Source organism: Streptomyces sp. NPDC001536 (assembly GCF_042894505.1).
Classification (GTDB): Bacteria; Actinomycetota; Actinomycetes; order Streptomycetales; family Streptomycetaceae; genus Streptomyces.
This window is the reverse complement of the sequence record NZ_JBIAVQ010000012.1, coordinates 185,911-206,136: the sequence shown is the minus strand read 5'-3', so window position 1 is coordinate 206,136 and position 20,226 is coordinate 185,911. Positions and strand designations below refer to the sequence as shown.

At 73.1% G+C, this 20,226-nt stretch carries 17 protein-coding genes; 12 read left to right on the top strand and 5 right to left on the bottom strand.

Features of this window, described 5'->3' with window-relative positions; genetic code table 11:
• Window positions 1–17: 17 nt before the first annotated feature.
• Together ACFY0U_RS30420 and ACFY0U_RS30415 are read right to left on the bottom strand one after the other, a co-directional pair.
• Window positions 18–1,247, bottom strand: coding sequence for a sensor histidine kinase (locus ACFY0U_RS30420; RefSeq protein ID WP_388641260.1), 1,230 nt, complete (start codon window positions 1,245–1,247; stop codon window positions 18–20).
• Entirely contained in the window at window positions 1,237–1,914 is a 678-nt protein-coding gene (locus tag ACFY0U_RS30415) for a response regulator transcription factor (protein WP_388641258.1), read from the bottom strand. The genes ACFY0U_RS30420 and ACFY0U_RS30415 overlap by 11 nt, the downstream gene beginning before the upstream one ends.
• A 191-nt stretch (window positions 1,915–2,105) precedes the next feature.
• On the opposite strand from ACFY0U_RS30415, the gene ACFY0U_RS30410 reads away from it, so the two are divergent.
• Window positions 2,106–2,915: an ABC transporter permease gene (locus ACFY0U_RS30410; protein WP_388641257.1), complete on the top strand. Its 810-nt coding sequence runs from the start codon at window positions 2,106–2,108 to the stop codon at window positions 2,913–2,915.
• 134 nt (window positions 2,916–3,049) lie between these two features.
• Here ACFY0U_RS30410 and ACFY0U_RS30405 read toward each other — a convergent pair whose 3' ends face one another.
• Entirely contained in the window at window positions 3,050–3,964 is a 915-nt protein-coding gene (locus ACFY0U_RS30405; RefSeq protein ID WP_388641256.1) for an alpha/beta fold hydrolase, read from the bottom strand.
• Between the two features lie 131 nt (window positions 3,965–4,095).
• Between ACFY0U_RS30405 and ACFY0U_RS30400 the strand changes: the two genes are divergently transcribed.
• Complete coding sequence (locus tag ACFY0U_RS30400) at window positions 4,096–6,129, top strand: BTAD domain-containing putative transcriptional regulator (protein WP_388641254.1); 2,034 nt, start codon at window positions 4,096–4,098, stop codon at window positions 6,127–6,129.
• Window positions 6,130–6,321: 192 nt separating this feature from the next.
• Here the strand turns inward: ACFY0U_RS30400 and ACFY0U_RS30395 are convergent, their stop codons facing one another.
• Window positions 6,322–7,797 (bottom strand): alpha/beta hydrolase, encoded by a 1,476-nt coding sequence (locus ACFY0U_RS30395; protein WP_388641252.1) that lies wholly within the window; start codon window positions 7,795–7,797, stop codon window positions 6,322–6,324.
• 147 nt (window positions 7,798–7,944) lie between these two features.
• On the opposite strand from ACFY0U_RS30395, the gene ACFY0U_RS30390 reads away from it, so the two are divergent.
• From ACFY0U_RS30390 to ACFY0U_RS30345, 10 genes are read left to right on the top strand one after another with little or no spacing between them, the layout of a single operon-like run.
• On the top strand, window positions 7,945–9,201 hold the full coding sequence (locus ACFY0U_RS30390; protein ID WP_388641251.1) for an ATP-grasp domain-containing protein: 1,257 nt from the start codon (window positions 7,945–7,947) through the stop codon (window positions 9,199–9,201).
• Window positions 9,198–10,049: a Rossmann-like domain-containing protein gene (locus tag ACFY0U_RS30385; RefSeq protein WP_388641250.1), complete on the top strand. Its 852-nt coding sequence runs from the start codon at window positions 9,198–9,200 to the stop codon at window positions 10,047–10,049. The genes ACFY0U_RS30390 and ACFY0U_RS30385 overlap by 4 nt, the downstream gene beginning before the upstream one ends.
• A complete protein-coding gene (locus ACFY0U_RS30380) occupies window positions 10,046–11,155 on the top strand; it encodes a PLP-dependent cysteine synthase family protein (RefSeq protein WP_388641248.1) in 1,110 nt (369 codons plus the stop codon). The genes ACFY0U_RS30385 and ACFY0U_RS30380 overlap by 4 nt, the downstream gene beginning before the upstream one ends.
• Entirely contained in the window at window positions 11,152–12,210 is a 1,059-nt protein-coding gene (locus ACFY0U_RS30375; RefSeq protein ID WP_388641247.1) for a mandelate racemase/muconate lactonizing enzyme family protein, read from the top strand. The genes ACFY0U_RS30380 and ACFY0U_RS30375 overlap by 4 nt, the downstream gene beginning before the upstream one ends.
• Window positions 12,194–13,456, top strand: coding sequence for an MFS transporter (locus ACFY0U_RS30370; protein WP_388641245.1), 1,263 nt, complete (start codon window positions 12,194–12,196; stop codon window positions 13,454–13,456). Before ACFY0U_RS30375 ends, ACFY0U_RS30370 begins: the two co-directional genes overlap by 17 nt.
• Before the next feature lie 13 nt (window positions 13,457–13,469).
• The gene (locus ACFY0U_RS30365) at window positions 13,470–14,273 is read left to right on the top strand and encodes a class I SAM-dependent methyltransferase (protein WP_388641244.1); all 804 of its coding nucleotides are present in this window, start codon (window positions 13,470–13,472) and stop codon (window positions 14,271–14,273) included.
• 21 nt (window positions 14,274–14,294) lie between these two features.
• The gene (locus ACFY0U_RS30360) at window positions 14,295–15,869 is read left to right on the top strand and encodes an ABC transporter substrate-binding protein (RefSeq protein WP_388641243.1); all 1,575 of its coding nucleotides are present in this window, start codon (window positions 14,295–14,297) and stop codon (window positions 15,867–15,869) included.
• Window positions 15,866–16,819 carry an ABC transporter permease gene (locus ACFY0U_RS30355; RefSeq protein WP_388641242.1) on the top strand — a complete coding sequence of 318 codons (954 nt, stop codon included), beginning with the start codon at window positions 15,866–15,868 and terminating at the stop codon, window positions 16,817–16,819. Before ACFY0U_RS30360 ends, ACFY0U_RS30355 begins: the two co-directional genes overlap by 4 nt.
• Window positions 16,816–17,676: an ABC transporter permease gene (locus ACFY0U_RS30350; RefSeq protein ID WP_388641240.1), complete on the top strand. Its 861-nt coding sequence runs from the start codon at window positions 16,816–16,818 to the stop codon at window positions 17,674–17,676. The genes ACFY0U_RS30355 and ACFY0U_RS30350 overlap by 4 nt, the downstream gene beginning before the upstream one ends.
• Window positions 17,673–19,253: an ABC transporter ATP-binding protein gene (locus ACFY0U_RS30345; RefSeq protein WP_388641239.1), complete on the top strand. Its 1,581-nt coding sequence runs from the start codon at window positions 17,673–17,675 to the stop codon at window positions 19,251–19,253. The genes ACFY0U_RS30350 and ACFY0U_RS30345 overlap by 4 nt, the downstream gene beginning before the upstream one ends.
• Before the next feature lie 32 nt (window positions 19,254–19,285).
• Here the strand turns inward: ACFY0U_RS30345 and ACFY0U_RS30340 are convergent, their stop codons facing one another.
• The gene (locus tag ACFY0U_RS30340; RefSeq protein ID WP_388641238.1) at window positions 19,286–20,191 is read right to left on the bottom strand and encodes an aminoglycoside phosphotransferase family protein; all 906 of its coding nucleotides are present in this window, start codon (window positions 20,189–20,191) and stop codon (window positions 19,286–19,288) included.
• Window positions 20,192–20,226: the final 35 nt, after the last annotated feature.

The following is a 20,226-nucleotide window of genomic DNA, read 5'->3' as shown; positions in this document are numbered from 1 at the left end:
TCACAGCCCCGCGCCCGCTACGGCGTGGCGGCCAATGTCACCGTGAACCTCGCCCCGCCCAGCCCCGGCGCCGTCCCCACCCTCACCGTCCCGCCGTGCGCCGCCACCAGCTCGGCGACGATCGCCAGACCGAGGCCGGATCCGCCCTGTCTGCGTGCGCGGGCCTGGTCCAGGCGTACGAAACGTTCGAAGATCCGGGCCCGCTCTCCCTCCGGCACCCCGGGACCGTCGTCGTCCACGTCCAGCCGTACGACACCGCCGGTGGTGCCGAGTGTCAGGGAGACCCGGGAGCGGGCGTGGCGGTCGGCGTTCTCGGCGAGGTTGCGGACCACGCGGCGCAGGGCGTCCTCGTCGCCCAGAACCCTCCCCGCCGAGACCCCGGCGCAGTCGACGCGCGGGCCGTCCCGCCGCTCCCGCAGCCGCCGGGCTTCCTCGAGCACCAGGTCGTCCAGGTCGACGGGGCGTCGCCGCGGCCGGATCGCGTCCTCGTCGGCGCGGGCGAGGAGCAGGAGATCGTCCACGAGGCGCTGCATGCGTTCGGCTTCGTCCAGGACCGTCCCGGCCAGTCGTCCGGCGTCCGCGCCGCTCGGGTGGGCGAGGGCCACCTCGGCGTGCTGCCGTACCGTGGCGAGGGGTGAGCGCAGTTCGTGGGAGGCGTCCGAGACGAAGCGCCGCTGTGCCTCCTCGGCCTGTGCGACCCATCGCAGCGTCCGGCCCACGGCCGCCCAGGTCGCGGCGGCGGCCAGCAACAGCAGCACGGGCAGGCCGATCAGCAGCATCCGGGTGACCGTGGCAGTGGCCTCGGCGACCCCGGCGGGCGTACGGCCGTCCAGGACCGTGAACCTCCGGTCTCCGTCCCGCGCCCCGACCGCCACCACCAGGAAGGGGTCTTCGTCGATCGGCGTGTCGACCTCGGTGCTGCCGCCGGGCCGCAGATCGGCCAGCGCCGGAAGACCCTCGACGTTCGAACTCGCCGCGACGACCGTCCCTTGCTCGTCGACCACCTGGAGGAACTCCTCGTCGGGATCGGCCACGGCCACCGCGGGCACCCCACGCCCCGCCTCGATCACCCGGGCCACCTCGGTGGCGCGGGAGCGTGCGGCGTCCCGTACGTCGTTGCTCAGCTCGGCTCGCAGCCCCAGTACCAACACGGTGCCCCCGGCGACCAGTGCGAGCGCGACCGCCACGACGGTGATCACCGTGGCCCGGACACGCACCGCCCGCAGGCGCCGCCGCTTACCCACCATCCGGCACCAGCCGGTACCCGTGCCCCCGCACCGTCCGCAGCGAGTTCCGTCCGAGGGGACGGTCGACCTTGTTGCGCAGCCGCCCGACGTACACCTCGACGATGTTCGGATCGCCCTCGAAGTCGTCACCCCACACGTGGTCGAGGATCGTCCGCTTGCTCACGGCTTCGCCCGCCCGCCGCATGAGGAACTCCAGCAAGGCCAACTCCCTTGCCGTGACCTCGATCTGACGCCCCGCCCGGGTCACCGTGCGCGCGGCCGGGTCCAACCGCAGGTCGCCCACCGCGAGCACGGCGGGCCGCTCGTGCGCCTGGCGCCGCAGCAGTGCCCGCAGCCGGGCGAGCAGTACGGCGTACGAGACCGGCTTCGTGAGGTAGTCGTCGGCTCCGGTGTCTAGGCCCTCCACCTGGTCCCACTCGCCCTCCTTGGCGGTGAGCATGAGGATCGGCGTCCAGTCGCCCTCGCCGCGCAGCGCCCGGCAGACCCGGTAGCCGTTGAGGCGCGGCAGCATGATGTCGAGGATGATCGCGTCATACGCGTTCTCGCGCGCCAGCCACAGTCCGTCGACCCCGTCGAGCGCGACGTCCACGGCAAAGCCCTCGGCCTCGAGCCCGTCCCTGAGCCCGGCTGCGAACCGCTCCTCGTCCTCGACGACCAGCACGCGCATACGGCCACGCTACGGGAGCCGGTGACGGTGGCAAGCGGAAAGGACCGCACGGGCGCAGCTGCGGGCTCCGGATGGCGTACGCCGATGAGTCTCGCCCTCCCCGCCGGAACCTGCCGAGAGCGGAGCCCCGGGCCACCGCTCACCGAGGTCCGCTCAATCTGCAACTGGCGGCCGTCATCTAGGATTTCCCGGTGCCCAGCCTCGCCGTCGAGACCCTGTTGCCCGTCAACACGGCACTGGCCGTGGCCCTGGTCCTGCTGCTGCTCATGGGCGCCGCGAGCGCCGCCTGGTTCCGGCTCGCGCCGGACGGCTCCTGCGGGCGGGCCCGCGAGATAGCCGTGGCGGGCGCGCGGGCGGCCGTGCAACTGGCCGTGGTGTCCCTGGTGATCGTCTGGGCCGTGCGCCACACCGCGGCCCTGCTCGGTTTCCTGTTCCTCATGTTCGCCGTGGCGACCCGCACGGCGGGGCGGCGGATCACCACGAACCGCACCTGGTGGTGGGCGGCCGTGCCGCTCGCGGCTCCGGTGGCGCCCGTGATGGCCGGACTCGTCCTGGCCGGTCTGCTTCCCGTTCCCGGTATCGCGATCGTGCCCGTGACCGGAATCCTCATCGGCGGCGCACTCACCGCGACCGTGCTCGCCGGACGGCGCGCACTGGACGAACTCGCCCAGCGGCACGGCGAGGTCGAGGCCTGTCTGGCGTTGGGCTTCCTGGACCGCGACGCCCGGCTCGAGATCGCCCGACCCGCCGCCTCCGACGCCCTGCTGCCCGCCCTCGACCAGACCAGGACGGTAGGTCTCGTCACACTGCCGGGCGCGTTCGTCGGGATGCTGCTGGCCGGCGCCTCTCCGGTGCAGGCCGGCGCCGTCCAGGTCTTCGTGCTCATCGCGCTGCTGGCGGTCGAGGCGATCGCGTTGGCGCTGACGGTCGAACTCGTGGCTCGCGACCGGCTCCACCGTCGAACCGCCGAGCCGGAGCGCTCGTCGGCACGGCAGAGGTAGGGACTGGGGGTGTGCGGGAGCCGTTTCGGCCCAGGGCTGACACCGGCAGGGCGGCTTCCCGAGCCGACTCCGTCCGCCGTCACCGAACAACGGGATTCCCGAGGCCCCACTCCCCCGCCGGGCACCGGCCGGTCTCAGCGCTGCGCGAGGGCCCGGATCTCGTCGGCGACCAGCTTGGGGTCCTCCTCGGCCATGAAGTGGCCGCACGAGACGGTGCGGTGGCGCAGATCGTCGGACCAAGCGCTCCACAAGCCCTGGGCGTGGTAGCCGAGGGCCGCGCCCCAGTCCTGCTGGAGGACGGTGACGGGCATGGCCAGCCGGTTGCCCGCCTCCCGGTCCGCGGTGTCGTGCGCGACGTCCACGCCGGCGGAGGCCCGGTAGTCGGCGACGATGGAGGGCACGGCCGCGGCACACGCGGCGAGGTAGTGGTCGCGGACGTCCGCGGGGATCGCGTCGGGGGCGTTGGTCCAGGCGTCGAGGAAGTAGGCGAAGAAGGTGTCGGCGGACGCCTCGATCATCTGCTCCGCCAGGCCCGCGGGCTGGGCCATGAGGTAGAGGTGGAAGCCGACCGCGCCGCTCACCCCGTGCAGGGCGTCCCACATGTCCAGGGTCGGCAGGACGTCGAGGAACAGGGCGCGGGACACCGTTTGCGGGTGGTCCATCGCGGCGCGGAAGGCGACCAGGGCACCGCGGTCGTGGCCGGCCAGGATGAAGCGGTCGTGTCCCAGTTCGGCGGCGAGGCGGACGACGTCCCGGGCCATGGTCCGCTTGGCGTAGGTCTGCGGCCCGTTCTCGGCGGGCTTGTCGCTGGCGCCGTAGCCGCGCAGGTCGGGACAGATGACGGTGTGGTCGGCGGCGAGGTCGGCGGCGACGTGCCGCCACATCAGGTGGGTCTGCGGGAAACCGTGCAGCAGCATCACGGGGCTGCCGGTGCCGCCGACGGCGGCGTTCAGCGTGACGCCGTCGCCGACCGGCACGCGGTGCTCGGTGAATCCGGGAATGCTCGGGTGTGTCACAGCGACTCCTGTGGCTCGTGGCAGAGTGGACATCCCGGGCTGTCGGCCTCGGCGGACGGGGGCGCCCGGGGACGGCACCCAGGTTGCGGCCCCCGGATCAGCGATCGATGAGTGGACATGCGGCACCCCGGGACGGACGGCGCCGCCCGCGAAGGGACGATGCCGTGGGCGTGGAGTTCGGACTGCTGGGACCGGTCGCCGCCTGGGACCCCGACGGCGCGCCCCTCCCGCTCGGCGCGCCGCGCCACCGCGAGGTCCTCGGACGGCTTCTGATCGCCCGGGGCCGGGTGGTGCCCGTAGGCCGGCTCGTGGCCGACCTGTGGGAGGACGAACCCCCGGGCGGCGCGATCGGCGCGGTCCGCACCTTCGTCGCGGCTCTGCGCCGTGCGCTGGAGCCCGCACGTCCTGCCCGCGGCCCGTCCCGGCTGCTGGTCACCGACGGCCCCGGCTACGCCCTGCGCGCCCCACGCGACGCGGTCGACGCGTGGCGCTTCGAAGACACCGCCACACGGGCCGCCGAAGCCGCGCCCCACGCGGCGGTCGCCCTGTGGGACGAGGCGCTCGCCCGGTGGCGCGGGCCGGTCCTCGCCGACTTCCCGGGGGTGGCGTGGGCCGCCGCCGAGCAGGCCCGGCTGGAGGCCCTGCGTCTGGATGCCGTCGAGCGGCGCGCCGACGCGCTGCTGGCCACCGGTGCCGCCCGGGACGCCGTCGCCGACCTGCGCGCGCACGTCGCCGCGCACCCCGGCCGGGAGGACGGCTGGGTTCTGCTGGCGACCGCGCTGGACCGGTCCGGGCGCCGCGGCGAGGCCCTGGACGCGCTGCGCCACGCCCGCCAGTCCCTCACCGGCGCCTACGGCCCCAGGGGCGGAACCGCCCTGGCCCGCGCCGAGGCCCGCATCCTCCGTGACCGGGCCGGTTCCGCGACTGAGCCGGCCGGAGCGGCGGACGGTGTCTGGGACCGCACGGCCGCCGCATGGGACCGGTCGGTGCCCGCCCGGTCCCGGGCCCGGCTGCACGCCACGGCGGGCCTGCTGCGCGACCTCGCGGTGACCGGCGCCGACGGTCTGGAAGAGGCACGCGAGCACCGCCGGGACCTGGTCGCGGCGGCCGAGACGACCGGCGACACCGAGTTGGCCGCCAGGATCATCGGCTCCTACGACGTCCCTGCCGTGTGGACCCGCGCCGACGTGCCCGAGGACGCCGGTGAGCTGGTCCGGACCGCGGCCCGAGCCGCCGCCCGGCTCGGCCCGGACGGACCGCCCGCCCTGCGGGCCCGTCTGCTGTCGGTCGTCGCGGTCGAGTCACGCGGCGACGCCGCCGCCGACGCCCCCCTTCCCCGGGCGGCCGAACCTCCCGCCACCGAACCGTGGCGGCTGCGCGCACAGCGTGCCGCCGAGGAGGCCGTCCGCCACGCCCGCCGCCTCCAGGACCCCGCACTGCTGGCGTTCGCCCTCAACGGCGCCTTCATGCAGTCCTTCGCCACTTGTGGGTCGGCCGCCCGCCGAGACGCCCTCGGGACCGAACTGACCCGGTTGGCCGCCGACCACCAACTGCCCGGACACGAGGTCCTGGGACGGCTGATCCGTCTCCAGGCGCTCGCCGGACTCGGCGACCTCGCCGCGGCGGACACCCAGGCCGAGGAGGTCGACCGGCTCGCCCACCGCCACGAGCGGCCGCTGGCCACCGTGTTCACCGCCTGGTACCGGGCCCTGCGCACCTGCGAGAGCGACGGCTGGCCGGCCGCCCGCGCCCAGTACACCCGGCTCCTGGCGGAGACCGCCGATTGCGGCATGCCCGGCCTCACCCGAGGCGCCGCCGTCCTCGTCGCCTTGGTCCCGGCCATGCGGGGCGACGCCCTGCCCGACCCGGACGACTTCGCGCACCTGGACCCGGGCCCGTACCGCCCCTGGCTCGAACCGCTGCTCCTGGCCGCCTCGGGCGCCGCCGAACAGGCCCGCCGGGCCCTCACCGAGGTCCCCCGCCCGCCGCACGACCTCCTCCAGGAGGCACTGTGGTGCGTCCTCGCCCGGGCCGCCGCGTCCGTGGGGCACCTGCCGGTCCTGCGCCGCGCCCGCGACGAACTGGCCGCCGCCGAAGCGGAGTCCGCCGCCGGGAGCGGCCTCATCTCCTTCGGCCCGGTCAGCCGGCACCTGCGGGAGGCCGACGCGATCCTCGCCGCGCACGCCCCTTCCTCCTGATCTGGCGGACAGCGACCGAGCGGGTCCGGTAGTTGTATCCGGCGGCTCGGTCATCGCCCCCGTAGTCGGGGAAGTGGTCGTGGCCGTTGCTGTCGCGGCTGAGGGAGAAGAAGTGCGAGATCCCTTGTAGCAGCTCACGGTGTTGCCGCTTTGCCAGCCGTCGGAGTCGTACAGGCGTCGGCCTGCTGGAGGTCACTGCCCCGCGGGCAGTCCGGGCCCCGTACAGCGCACGTCCGCCCTCGGCACGGTCCCGTCGACGAGATACGCCGCCGCCGTCTCGTCGACGCAGGCGTTGCCGCGACTGGCGAAGACCCCGTGGGAGTAGTCGTTGTCGAGGGTGACCAGGCGGGAGCCGGGCAGGAGGCGGCGCAGTCGGTGCGCTCCCTCGATGGGGGTGACGGGGTCGTGGGCGGAGGCGACCAGCAGGAGGGGCGGGGCGTCGGGGCTGCCGAGTGGGGTGCGGTGGGAGGGGCGGTGGTGCCAGTAGGCGCAGGTGGAGGCCTCCATGCCGGTCAGGACGGGCTGGGGGTCCAGGTGCCGGGTGCGGCGGATGTCCGACAGGATCCGGTGCGGGGCGGGTGCGGGGGCGTCGGCGCACTTGACGAGGCGGTTGGCGGCTTCGTAGGTGCGTGAGTCGGGGCTGTCGAAGGCGGTGGCGGGGCGGAGGGCGTCGGGGCTGCCCTCGCGCAGGTAGGTGCGCAGGCCGTCGGCGAGGCCTGTCCAGCGTTCGGTGCGGCCAAGAGCGCGGTAGACGGCGCGGTCGAACTCCGCCGGGCCGAAGCCGGCGACCGGGTGGGCGGTGAGCCCTTGACGCACGTGCAGGTAGGCGCGGCGTACCGACTGCGCGCCGGCGCCGAGGTCGAAGCGGTCCTGATGGGCGGCGGTCCAGGCGAAGAAGGTGTCGCGCTGGCGCAGCAGCGCCCGGCTCTGGATGACGTCGAAGTCGTACGGGTCCCAGGGGCCGACGACGCTGTCGAGGACCATGCGTCCGGTGCGATGCGGGAAGCGGGCGGCGTAGGCCGCGCCGAGGTAGGTGCCGTAGGAGACGCCGAGGAAGTTCGTCCTGGGTTCGCCGAGTGCGGTGCGTATCGCGTCCATGTCCCGGACGGTCTGCTCCGTCGACAGGTACGGCAGCACGTCGCCGGCGCCCGCCGCGCAGTCGTCGGCCATGTTCCGCAGGCCCGCCAGATAGGCGCTTTCCGCGGCGGGCCCGACGGGTACGGGGTCGGCGCCCGGGCTGTCGAAGAGGCCGCCCATGGCGCCGCAGTCGGCCGGTGCGCTGCGGCCGACTCCGCGCGGGTCGAAGCCGATGACGTCGTAGGAACGCCGCACGCTCTCGGGGAGTTTGGCGCGCTTGGTGACCGCGTAGGGCAGGCCGGAGCCGCCCGGGCCGCCGGGGTTGACCAGGAGGACGCCACGGCGTTCGGCGGGGGTGCCGGTGGCCGGGACGCGGGAGACCGCCACCTCGATGCGCGGTCCTCGCGGGTGGTTCCAGTCGAGCGGGACGCTGATCCGCCCGCACTCGACGCGGTCCGGGGCCGCGGGCCGAGGTACGGAGCCGGGGCAGGCGTCGAAGTGGAGCGTCTGCGTCTCGGGGGCGGTGGCCTGCGCAGGAAGCGGGGTCATCGTGGCGGTGAGGGCGAGCAGCACGGCACTGGGATGAGGCAACGGTCTGGCTCCCGACGGCAGCGGTAAGGGACTGGTAAATGAAAATGATTATCGCTAGCGTGTGCGGGGCGCAAGGCCCGGCCCCTCCCGCCCGAGGGCCCTCCGGGCTGCCCTGACATCTGAACCGCCTGCACGTAAAGGGGAGTTGTGGCTCATCTGCTGATGGTCGAGAGCTGGGTAGGGTCGATGAGCAGGCTGCTGCCACGGGCGATCCGGGAGGGCGGGCACGAGTTCTCGTTCCTCACCCGCGACCTGCACCACTACCTCCGCTCGGCGCCCGAGGGGGCGGCGCACCCGCTGCTCGGCGCCCGCAACGTGCTCACCGCCGACACCAACGACACCGACGCGCTGCTGCCGCAGATCGAGCGGCTGCACCAGGTGCTGCACTTCGACGGCGTGATCACCTCCTGCGACTACTACCTGCCGACCGTGGCCCGGATCGCCGGGCACCTCGGCCTGCCGGGCTCGAGCCCGGAGGCGGTCGAGAACGCCTGCCGCAAGGACGCCACCCGCCGGGTCCTCGCCGACGCGGGGGTGCCCGGGCCGCGCTTCGCCGTGCACGTGGAGTGGGCCGACCTCGCCCGTGCGGCACGGGAGATCGGCTACCCGCTGGTCGTCAAGCCGGTCGACCTGTGCGCGGGCATGTACGTGCGGCGCGTGGACGACGAAGAGCAACTCGCCGCCGCCGTACGAGTGCTGGCGGACTTCCCGGTCAACGCCCGCGGCCAGCGCCGCCACCCCGCCGTCCTGATCGAGGAGCTGCTGGACGGCCCCGAGGTGAGCGTCGAGACGGTGTCGCACGCGGGCGCTGTCCACGTGGTGGGCGTGACCGACAAGAGCATCGGCGGGGCACCCGCGTTCATCGAGACCGGGCACATGTTCCCGGCCGCCTTGCCGACCGACGACGCCGAGGCCGCCGAGCAGACCGCGCTGGCCGCGCTCAAGGCCCTCGGCCTGACCGAGGGCGTGGTGGCACACACCGAGATCAAGTTGACCTCGGCCGGTCCGCGCGTGGTCGAGGTCAACCCTCGGCCCGCCGGGAACCGCATCACCGAGCTGGTCCGCCACGTGACCGGTATCGACCTGGCCGCGGCCTTCGTCGAGGTCTCCCTGGGCCGCGAACCCGACCTGCGAGGCGGCGACACCGGGCTGCGCAGCGCCGCCATCGGCTTCCTCGTACCCACGGCCTCGGGCACGCTCGCCCAGCTGGACGGCCGCGAACTCCGCGACGCGCCAGACGTGTTGGAGGTGCAGCTCGCCGAGCCCGGCAAGCAGGTGACGGCCGCGGGCAGCAACAACGAGTACCTCGGGCACGTCATGGCGGGCGACGCCGAGGGACTGGGCGCCCGCGGCCGCGTGGAAGCCGTGCTGGATGAACTGGCCTCCGGGCTGGTGATCCGATGACCGCCGTCACCGGCATAGCCCGCACGACCTTCGAGTCCTACGACGAGCTCCTGGCCGGCGTCCGCGCCGGTGAGGTGGGCCCGGATCCGTCCTCGCAGCGCATCGCCGTCGCCTTCACCACCCGGCAGGCCGTACGGCACGACGGGCGCGGCACGGGCTACCGCAACGAGGTGCTCAGCCTGCGGCTCGGTTCGGCCGTCGGCTCATGCGCGGTCGAGCCCGGGGCGCTGCCCGACCACGCGGTCGAGGAGTGTGTGGGTGCGAGCGTGGCCGACCTGCTGGAGCATCCGCTGCCGGCGGTGCGCGTGGCCGCGCTGGACGCCTATCTGATGCATGCCGCTCCGCACACTCCGGAGCATGGGGCGCTGCCCGTGCCGCTGGCCGCCGGGACGTCGCTGGAGAAGTCCCGGTCCCGCGCGAGGGCAGTCGTCGAGCTGCTCGATCTGCCGCCGGGCGCGACCGTGCTGGTGGTGGGGGTCGTCAACTCCCTGCTGGAGGGGCTGCGTTCGCGCGGCCTGAGCTATGTGCCCTGTGACCTCAAGGGCGGGCTGACCGAGTGGGGCGAGGCGGTCGTCACCGACGCACTCGCCGCAGCCGACGGCTGTGACGCCCTGCTGGTGTCCGGGATGACGCTGGGCAACGGCACCTTCGAGCCACTGCGGCGGCGCGCGCTGGCGCACGGCAAGCAGCTGGTGATGTTCGCCCAGACCGGCAGCGCCGTCCTGCCCCGCTTCCTCGGCCACGGGGTGAGCGCGGTCTGCGCCGAGCCGTACCCCTTCTTCTGGCTCGACGGCGGCCCCGGCACCGTGCACCGCTATGGCGGCCCCCGCCCGAAGGACGGGCGATGACCACGACGACCGTACGCTCCCTGGCCCGCCCGGAACGCCCGGAGTTGCTTGCTCTGCTCGGCCGCACCCCCCTGGTCCGTATCACCGCCGACCTGCCCGGTCCGCAGCCCGGCTTCTGGGCCAAGCTCGAAGGGCTCGCGGCGGGCGGGATGAAGGCGCGGGCCGCGGTGTCGATGCTGCTGGGGGCCCGTGAGCGCGGCGAACTGCGGCCCGGCGCACCGGTGGTGGAGTCCACTTCGGGCACGCTCGGCGTCGGGCTCGCCTTCGCGGGTCAGGTGCTCGGTCATCCCGTCGTGCTGGTCGGCGACAGTGAACTGGAGCCGTCCATGCGGCAGTTGCTGCGTGCCCATGGGGTGCGGCTGGAGATCGTGGACCGCCCGGCGGCCCAGGGCGGCTGGCAGGCCGCGCGGCTGGGCCGGCTGCGGGAGCTGCTCGCCGTGCTGCCCGGCGCGTACTGGCCGGATCAGTACAACAACCCGGACAACAGCGCCGGTTACGCCTCCCTCGCCGCCGAACTCGTCGACCGGCTCGACCACCTGGACGTCCTGGTGTGCAGCGTCGGCACCGGCGGCCACAGCGCGGGCATCATCGGCCCGCTGCGGCGGCGCTGGCCCGCGCTACGGCTGATCGGCGTCGACTCGACCGGCTCCACCATCTTCGGACAGCCCGCCCGGCCGCGGCTGATGCGCGGCCTGGGCAGCAGCATCCATCCGCGCAATGTCGCCTACGACGCCTTCGACGAGGTCCACTGGGTCGGCCCGGCCGAGGCCGTGGACAGCTGCCGCCGCCTGGCCCGCGCCAGTTTCGTCAGCGGCGGCTGGAGCACGGGAGCCGCCGCCCGCGTCGCCGCCTGGGCCGCCCGCGTCCACGCCGGCGCGGTCGTCGCCACCGTCTTCCCCGACGGCCCGCACCGCTACCTCGGCACCGTCTACGACGACGACTTCGCCACCGCCCACGGCCTGGACCTCACCACGGCGGCCAGTCGCCCCGTCGAGATCCCGCACCCCGGCGCGGCCGAGGCCACCGGCTGGGTGCGCTGCACCCGCGTCAGCGACCCGCTCAAGGCCGTACCCCAGCCCGTACCTCACCCGGAAAGGACCCTGTGAAGGCCAGCCTGCGCACCGTACGCCTCGCACTCGCCGAGCCGCTGCGCATCTCCCGCTCCACCATGACCGCCCGCGACGCCGTGTGGCTGACCGTCGAACGCGACGGCGTCAGTGGCCACGGCGAAGCCGTCAGCAGCGTCTTCTACCGGCTCGACGCCCCGACACTGGAACGGCTCCTCACCGCCGCCGGCACGGCCCTCACCGCCTTCCGCGACCCCGAAAGCGCCCTGGAGGCCCTGCGGGCAGGCGAGTTGGCCGGCGAGGGCACTCCCCCGGCCGTGACCGCCGCCGTCGAAGCCGCGCTGCTGGACCTCGTCGGCAAGCGCGCGGGCCGGCCCGTGCACCGGCTGCTCGGCGCGCCCACACCGCCGGCCGCGGCCACCGCCCGCACCATCGGCATCACCTCACTCGCCCACGCCGCCACCCAGGCCCGCTCTCTCGCGGCGGCCGGCTTCGAGGTCATCAAGGTCAAGGCGGGAACCCCCGACCCGGAGGACGACGTGGAGCGCGTCCGCGTCATCCGCGACGCGGCGCCCCGGGCCCGGCTGCTGCTCGACCCCAACGGCGCGTGGACGGTCGCGCGGGCCGAGGCGCTGCTGCCCCGCTTCGCCGACCTGGGCGTCGAGGCCGTCGAGCAGCCCATCGCGCCCGGCGAACCGGAAGCGCTGGGCGCGCTGGCCGAACGCTCGCCGTTGCCGGTCATCGCCGACGAGGACGCCGTCGACCTGGCGGACGTACGCCGTCTGGCCGGCCGAGTCCACGGCGTCAACGTCAAGCTCGCCAAGTGCGGCGGGGTCCATGCGGCCCTGCGCATCGCCGAGTTGATCGACGGCAGCGGCACGGAGCTGATGCTGGGCTGCCTGACCGCCAGCAGCCTCGGTCTCGCGCCCGCCGTCCACCTCGCCGACCGGGCCCGCTGGGTGGACCTCGACGGACACCTGCTGCTGGCCCACGACCCGTGGACCGGTATCGGCGGCAAGGACGGCGTCGTACGCGCAAGTGACCGTCCCGGCCTGGGAGTTCAGGAGGTGGTGGCCCATGAGGACGTGGCGTGAGATGCGGCGCTTCCCGTTCGCGGTCCAGCTCCTGCTGGTCAACCAGCTCGGCGTCAACATCGGCTTCTACCTGCTCATCCCCTACCTGGCGACCCATCTCACCGACAACCTGGGCATGTCGGCGGCCGTCGTCGGCATCGTGCTGGGCGTGCGCAACCTGAGCCAGCAGGGGCTGTTCATCATCGGCGGCTCCGCCTCCGACCGGCTCGGCGCACGCGGCGTCATCATCGCCGGCTGCGCGCTGCGCACCGTCGGCTTCGCCCTGTTCGCGCTCGGCGACCACCTGGCCGTGCTGCTCGCCGCGTCCGTCCTCAGCGGGCTCGCCGGAGCCCTGTTCAACCCCGCCGTGCGCACCTACATCGCGCAGGAGGCAGACGGGCGCAGAGCAGAGGCGTTCGCCCTGTTCAACGTGTTCGCCACCACCGGCGCACTGATCGGACCGCTGCTGGGCAGCGCACTGCTGCTCGTGGACTTCCGCACGTCCGCACTCACCGCCGCCGCGATCTTCGCCGCCCTCACCGTCGCCCAGGCCCTCGTGCTGCCGACCCGGGAAGTCGAGCAGAGCAAGGGCACGGTCCTCGGGGACTGGCGCGAGGTCCTGGCCAACCGCGCCTTCCTCGCCTTCGCGCTCGCCATGGTCGGCATGTTCGCCCTGGAGAACCAGCTGTACCTGCTGCTGCCGGACGGCGCCCGCCGGGCCACCGGCTGGGACGGCGCCGCCGGACTCGTCTTCCTCGTCGGCACCCTCACCAACCTGGCACTGCAACTGCGCATCACCCGAGCCCTCAAGGAGCGGGGGGACCGGGCGCGTTGGATCGCGACGGGCCTGGGTCTCATGGCGCTGGCGTTCGTGCCGCCCGCGCTGGTGGCGTTCGGCTCCGACACTCCGGACAGCGTGGCCCACGCGGCGCTGCGCGCGCTGCCTGTCCTGATCGGCGCCCTGCTGCTCTACCTCGGAGTGATGATCGCCCAGCCGTTCGTGATGGAGCTCATCCCCGGTTTCGGCCGCCCGGAGCTGACCGGCACGTACTTCGGCATCTTCTACGTCGTCTCCGGCATCGCCGCCGCCGTCGGCAACACCGTCGTCGGCTGGGCCATGGACACCGGGGAGCGGGGCGACGCCGGCTGGCTTCCGTGGGCGTGCTGCGCCCTGTTCGGGCTCGCCTCCGCGCTGGGCGTGGCGTGGCTGCGCCGGCTCGGGTCACTGCCGACGCCGTCGAAGCCCGCCGTAGCGGCCACGGTCTGAGGAGGGGGACGAGATGACTTCCACGACGACTGCGCACAACCTGCTCACCGACAACCCCGAGTTGTACGAGGCCCGCTTTCCCGATCCCGACCGGCTGGCCGGACGCTGGACCGAGGACTGCCTCCAGCGGCACGGTGCGGGAGTGCGTGTGCTCGACATGGGCTGCGGCACCGGCCGTGACGCCGCCCACCTGCACGGCGCCGGCCGCAGGGTCACTGGCGCCGATGTCTCCGAGGCGATGCTCGCCCACGCCCGCGTCCACCACCCCGGGCCCGACTACGTCCATGCCGATCTGCACGGCTTCGACCTGGGCCGGGGCGTGTTCGACGCCGTCGTGTGCCTGGACAGCGCCCTGTTGTACTGCCACACCAACGACCAGCTCGACGCGTTCCTGAAATCCTGCCGCCGCGCCCTGGCCCCCGGCGGCCTGCTGGTCGCGGAGATGCGCAACGGCGCGTACTTCCTCGGCCGTACCGACCTGCTCGACACCCCTGCCGTCAACTCCTTCACCTGGCAGGGCACCGCCTACCGGTCCCGCACCACGCTCACCGTGGACCGTGCGGCCCAACTCCTCCGCCGTACACGCGTGTGGACCGCAAGCAACGACGCGGAGCCGGTCGAGCAGCGGTCCGCGTGGCGGCTGCTGTTCCCCCAGGAGCTTCGGCATCTGCTGGCCACGCACGGCTTCGACGTCCTCGAACTCCACGACGGGCCCGGCCCCCGCACCGACCTTCCCTGGCAGGAAGGCCAGTTGCCCGGCAACGCGACGGACGCGGACCGGCTGCATCTCGTCGCGCGCCTGAATCCCACCCGCTGACACCACACTTCTAGGAACCCCATGAACGACGAACGTTTTTCCGGCCTGCACCGCCGCGGCTTCCTCGCCGCCACCGGCGCCGCCTCGCTCGGCGCGCTCGCCCTCACCGGGTGCGGCGGGTCCGGCAGCGAAGGCTCCGACGCCAAGGGCGACGGCACACCCAAGCAAGGCGGAAGGCTGCGGGCCGCGTTCGCGGGCGGTGGCGCCAGCGAGACCCTCGACCCGCACCTGGCCAACCTCTTCGCCGACGCCGCCCGGGCCAAGGCGCTCTACGACAAGCTCGCCGACTACGGCGCCGACCTGTCCGCCGAGCCCCGCCTCGCCGAGAAGTGGGAGTCGAACAAGACCCTGGACCGCTGGCAGATCACATTGCGCAAGGCGACCTTCCACGACGGCAGGCCGGTCACCGCCGCCGACGTCCTCTACAGCTACCGCCGCATCGCCGACCCCGAGCAGGCCTTCCGCGCCAAGGCGTCCCTGGAGCCCATCGACCTCGACGCCAGCCGCGCCACCGGTGAGCGCGGCATCGAGTTCGTCCTCAAGCGGCCCACCGCCGAATTCCCCAACGTCCTGGCCGCGTTCGGCGCCTACATCGTCCCCGAACACGCCACCGACTTCGACACCAAGCCCGTCGGCTCCGGCCCCTTCCGGTTCGTCTCCTTCACTCCTGGCCGCTCCGCCGTCTTCCGCCGCTACGACGACTACTGGGAGGGTGCCGCGCACCTCGACGAACTCGAGTTCGTCGTCGCCAACGAGGAGTCCGCCCGCGTCAACGCCCTCCTGGGCGGCCAGGTCGAGTACGCCCACGAGCTCAACCCCACCACCGCCCGCGCCTACGAGGGCAAGGGCCAGATCGACATCGTCCGGCTCCAGGGCAGCGCCATGCAGGCGTTCTGCATGAAGACCGACCGAGCCCCCTTCGACGACAAGCGGGTCCGGGAGGCGTTCTTCCTCATCGCGGACCGCCAGGAACTCCTCGACGGCGCACTGTCCGGCGCGGGTGTGATCGGCAACGACCTGTTCGGCAAGGGCTACGAGTACTACGCCGACGCCCTCCCCCAGCGCGAACAGGACCTCGACAAGGCCCGCGCCCTGCTCAAGCAGGCCGGCGCCGAGAACCTGAAGGTCACGCTGGACACCTCGGCCGTCGCCGCCGGATTCACCGAGGCCGCCAGCATCTTCCGCGACCAGGCGAAGAAGGCGGGCGTCACCATCGACGTGAAGATGGGCAGCAAGGACTCCTACTGGGCCGACATCCTCGACAACGGCACCCTGTCCTGCTACCGCTCCGGCGCCATGCCCATCGAGGCCCACATCAGCCAGCGCCTGCTCACCGGCTCCACCACCAACGCCACCAAGTGGCACCACAAGGACTTCGACGCCCTGTACGAGCAGGCCCAGTCCACCCGCGACAAGACCGAACGGGCGGCCCTCTACCAGCGGATGCAGCGCCGGCTGTACACCGAGGGCGGCTTCCTCATCTGGGGGTTCGCCGACTGGATCATCGCAACGGCCAAGACAGTGAAGGGAGTTGAGAGCAAGGCCCCCGCCAACACGCTCGACTGGGCCCGCTTCGACAAGGTCTGGCTCGCGTGAGCCAACTGCGTTCCTTCGTCGCCCGGCGGCTGATCCTCGGCGTTGTGCAGACCGTGGCCGTGGTGCTGCTGGTCTTCGCGCTCACCGAGGCGCTGCCGGGCGACGCCGCGGTGGCCCTCGCCGGCGATCAGCCCGACCCCGCCCGGATCGCCGCCATCCGCGAGGCCATGCACCTCGACCGGCCCGCGTACGAAAGGCTCGCCGACTGGGCGGTGGGTCTGCTGCGCGGTGACTTCGGCACCTCGCTGACCTCGGGCCGCCCGGTCGGCCAGTACATCTCCGACGGCTTCGGCCCGACCCTCCTGCTGGCCGCGCTCACCGTGACCCTGCTCGTGCCGATCGGCTTCGGCCTCGGCGTGCTCGCCGCCCGCCACGAAGGGCGCCTCGCCGACCGGCTGATCAGCTCCGCCACGCTCGCCGTGTACGCGGTGCCCGAGTTCGCCCTCGGTGTGCTGCTGGTGAGCGTCCTGGCACTGCGGCTGGGCTGGCTGCCGCCGACCGCCGTCGGCTACGGCACCGACCTGCTCGGCCACCCGGCCGCACTCGTCCTGCCCGTACTGGTCCTGCTCTCCCGCCCGGTCTGCTCCCTGTCCCGACTGGTGCGGGCCGGCATGATCGACGCGCTCGCCTCCCCCTACGTCGCCCAGGCCCGCCGCTACGGCATCTCCGGCGCCCGCATCCGCTACACCCACGCCCTGCCGAGCGCCCTCGCCCCCGCCGTCCAGCAACTCGCCCGCACCATCGACTGGCTGCTGTGCGGCGTCATCGTCGTGGAGGCGCTCTACGTGATCCCGGGACTCGGCACGGTGCTGCTCAACGCCGTCGCCGAACGTGACGTGCCGGTGGTCCAGGGGCTCGCCGTGGTGTTCGGCGTGCTGACCGTCGTACTGAATCTGGGCGCGGATCTCGTAGCCCACCGGCTCGCGCCTCGGGCGGGGGTGGCCGCATGACGACACGACGCGGCGCCCGCTTCGCCCTCGGTCTGGCGGTCATCGCCGTGCCCCTCGTGCTCGCGCTGCTGGGTCCGCTGTTCGCCGGCGAACCAGGGCCGCGGACGGCGTCCTTCACCGTCGGCGACGGTCACTGGCTCGGCACCGACTTCGTGGGCCGGGACGTGTGGCAGCAGGTCCTGCACGGGGGCCGGCCGGTCGTGCTGACCGCCCTCGCCGCGACCGTCCTGGCGTATCTCGTCGCGCTCCCCGTCGGCCTGATCGGTGCGCTCACCCATCGGCGCTGGCTGGAGGAGCTGCTGATGCGCCCCCTGGACGTCCTGCTCGCCGTCCCCTCGCTCCTGTTGATCCTGCTGGCCGCCACCGTGTTCTCCCCCGGTCCTGTCGGCGTCGCCCTGCTGGTGGCGCTGGTGAACACACCCGACGCGGCACGGCTCGTACGTGCCGCCGCCGCGGAGGCCGCCGCCCGCCCCGCCATCGAGGCGCTGCGCATGCAGGGCGAGACCTGGTGGCGCATGGCCGTCGGATACGTCGGCCGTTCCATGCTGCGCACCCTGGCCGCCGACGCCGGAGTCCGGCTGACCGGCGTGCTGTACCTGGTCGCCACGGCCGCGTTCCTCGGTGTCGGGGTCGCCCCGGACGCCTCCGACTGGGCGGTCATGGTCGACCGCAACCGCACCGGTCTGGTCGTCCAGCCGTGGGCCGTCATCGCGCCCGCCCTGCTGATCGTCGCCCTGACTATGGGCACCAACCTGCTGTTCGACGCCGCGCTCGCGAACGACCGCCGCCGGGGCCCGGGGCTCCCGAACGCAACGAGGATCGCCCGCGAGCGGGCAGGGAGTGAAGCACGCCCGTGAACCACACAGACGACACGACAGACCAGGCGGGCGACGCCTCCGCCGCGCCGGTGGCCGAGATCCGCAACCTGCGCGTCGAGATCGACGGCAGGGCGATCGTCGACGCCGTGAGCCTCAAGGCCCTCCCCGGCAAGGTCACCGCCCTCGTCGGCGCCTCGGGCAGCGGCAAGACCACCACCGGCCTCGCCCTGCTCGGCGAGTACCCGCCGGGCGCCCACGTCACCGGCGACGTACGCCTGGTGGGCGACGGCCTGGTCGGCTACATCCCCCAGCACCCGGCCACCGCTCTCAACCCCGCCCGCCGTATCTCCGCCCTCCTGACGGACATCGCCCGCGCCCAGGTACGCCACCTGCCCCGCGCCCGGCGCCGGACAGCGGCCCGCGCACGCGTCCTGCGAGCCCTCGCCGACGCCCAACTCCCGGACGCCGACACCCTGTTGCGCCGCTACCCGCACCAGCTCTCCGGCGGCCAGCAGCAACGCGTCGTCCTCGCCCAGGCCCTGCTGCTCGGCGCCCGGGTGATCGTCGCCGACGAACCCACCACCGGGCAGGACGCCCTGACCAAGAGCCGTGTCGTCGACCAGTTGGCGGCCGTCGCCGCACGCGGCATCGCCGTCGTGCTGCTCAGCCACGACCTGGACGTCGTACGAGCGCTCGCCGACGAGGTGATCGTCATGCGGGAGGGCCGGATCGTGGAATCGGGCCCGGCGCGGCATCTGCTGCTCGCGCCTCGACACGAATGGACCCGCGAACTGCTGTCCGGGCAACCGGCGTTCACGGAAACGGAGGGCGCGACCGGGCCCGGCCGCCCCATCCTGCGGCTACGCGACCTCACCGCCCACCACGGCGTCACGGCCCCAGTGCTGTGCGTCCCCGAACTCGACCTGCGCGCGGGCGAAAGCCTGGCCGTCGTCGGCCGCTCCGGAAGCGGCAAGACCACCCTCGCCCGTTGCCTGGCCGGACTCCACCGAGACCACGACGGCGAGATCCTCCTCGACGACACCCCGCTGCCACGCAGCCTGCGCGACCGCACCCGCGCCCAACTGGCCGCCGTGCAGTACGTCTTCCAGGACGCACGCGCCGCCTTCGACGAACACCGACCTGTTCTGCACCAGATCGCCCGCACCGCGATCCGCCTGCGCGGCACCACGACGGCCGCCGCGACGCAGGAGGCCCTGACCACACTGACCGGCCTCGGCCTCCCCGAGGACCTGGTCCGCCGACGCCCCGGACAGCTCTCCGGCGGCGAACTCCAGCGCGCGGCTCTGGCCCGCGCCCTGCTGGCCCGTCCCCGCGTCCTCATCTGCGACGAGATCACCTCCGGCCTCGACCCGGTCACCCGCCGGGGCATCCTCGCCATCCTCACCACCTTGCTCCACGACCGCGACGACCTCTCCCTCGTCCTGATCACCCACGACCTGGACACCGCCGCCCTGGCCCACCGCATCGCCGTCCTGGACGCCGGTGAACTCGTCGAACAGGGGCCCGCCCAACGGGTTCTCACCGCGCCCGGTCACCCGTTCACCAGGTCGCTCATGGAGACGACGACACGGCTGGGGGCGGGAACGGGTGCCTGAGGCGCGCCTGTTCGCCGTAGCGATACTTCACGTCACACGAGCGACTCGTCCGCCATGATCCGCTCCAAGGATCGTCGGCCCATCCGGCTCATGGCCGGGTTGCTTTTGACGTAGTACCAGACCAACCCCATCGCTTGAGCGAACGCCCACGCCTTGCCTCGCTCCCATTCAAGGTCGCCGCTACCCAGGTGATCACGGAGCACCTGCCGCGGTCCGGCCTCGAGCAAATGCCACGCACTCACCAGATCCAGCGAAGGGTCAGCCGGCGCGAAGCCGCCGACGTCGAGAACTCCGGCGATCCGATCAGCGGACACGAGCACGTTGCCGGGAATCAGATCGCAATGAGCCATGACGTCCTCAGCCGCGCCTCGCGGAAGATCACGCAAAGTCGTCCAGATGCGGCGCAGTTGAGGAACATCCAGGAGCTGCTCACTGTGACGGAAACAGGTCTCCATCCACGCGTCATGGGACCGCAGATCGCCACCACGGCCGGTGCCGGCGAACGTGCGGCCCTGGGTGTCGATCGCCCGCAGGTCACCGATGAGATCCGCCAAGTCACGGGCGAACGCCGAGGATTCACCCGGGTCCTCGTCGGCGGCCACGACGCCGGGCAGCCACGTCTGCACGGACCACGGAAGCGGGTAGCCTGCCCCGGGTTCACCCAGTGCGACCGGCTCGGGTGTGGGGAAACGCGTGCGACCCGCCAGTTCGCTTGCCGCCTCCGCTTCGGACTCCAGCGAGCGCCGCGTCGACTCGACGTCCGCGGACTCAAGAGGGAATCGGGCCGTGAACCGATCACCGATACGGAAGATGGCGTTGACCGTGCCCTGCGAGTCAATGCTCCTGACCGGCAGACTCCGCCACTCAGGAAACTGCTGCTCCACCAACGTACGCACCGTCTCAGGTGACACCGTCAGCTGGTTGGCGTGCATCTTCATGGTGGAAGCATTCGCGTCACGATCTTCAACGGCAA

Coding starts and splice junctions, on each gene's coding strand:
- ACFY0U_RS30420 (WP_388641260.1), bottom strand. CDS start 1,247: ATGGTGGGTAAGCGGCGGCGCCTGCGGGCGGTGCGTGTCCGGGCCACG.
- ACFY0U_RS30415 (WP_388641258.1), bottom strand. CDS start 1,914: ATGCGCGTGCTGGTCGTCGAGGACGAGGAGCGGTTCGCAGCCGGGCTC.
- ACFY0U_RS30405 (WP_388641256.1), bottom strand. CDS start 3,964: ATGTCCACTCTGCCACGAGCCACAGGAGTCGCTGTGACACACCCGAGC.
- ACFY0U_RS30385 (WP_388641250.1), top strand. CDS start 9,198: ATGACCGCCGTCACCGGCATAGCCCGCACGACCTTCGAGTCCTACGAC.
- ACFY0U_RS30380 (WP_388641248.1), top strand. CDS start 10,046: ATGACCACGACGACCGTACGCTCCCTGGCCCGCCCGGAACGCCCGGAG.
- ACFY0U_RS30370 (WP_388641245.1), top strand. CDS start 12,194: ATGAGGACGTGGCGTGAGATGCGGCGCTTCCCGTTCGCGGTCCAGCTC.
- ACFY0U_RS30365 (WP_388641244.1), top strand. CDS start 13,470: ATGACTTCCACGACGACTGCGCACAACCTGCTCACCGACAACCCCGAG.
- ACFY0U_RS30360 (WP_388641243.1), top strand. CDS start 14,295: ATGAACGACGAACGTTTTTCCGGCCTGCACCGCCGCGGCTTCCTCGCC.
- ACFY0U_RS30350 (WP_388641240.1), top strand. CDS start 16,816: ATGACGACACGACGCGGCGCCCGCTTCGCCCTCGGTCTGGCGGTCATC.
- ACFY0U_RS30340 (WP_388641238.1), bottom strand. CDS start 20,191: ATGAAGATGCACGCCAACCAGCTGACGGTGTCACCTGAGACGGTGCGT.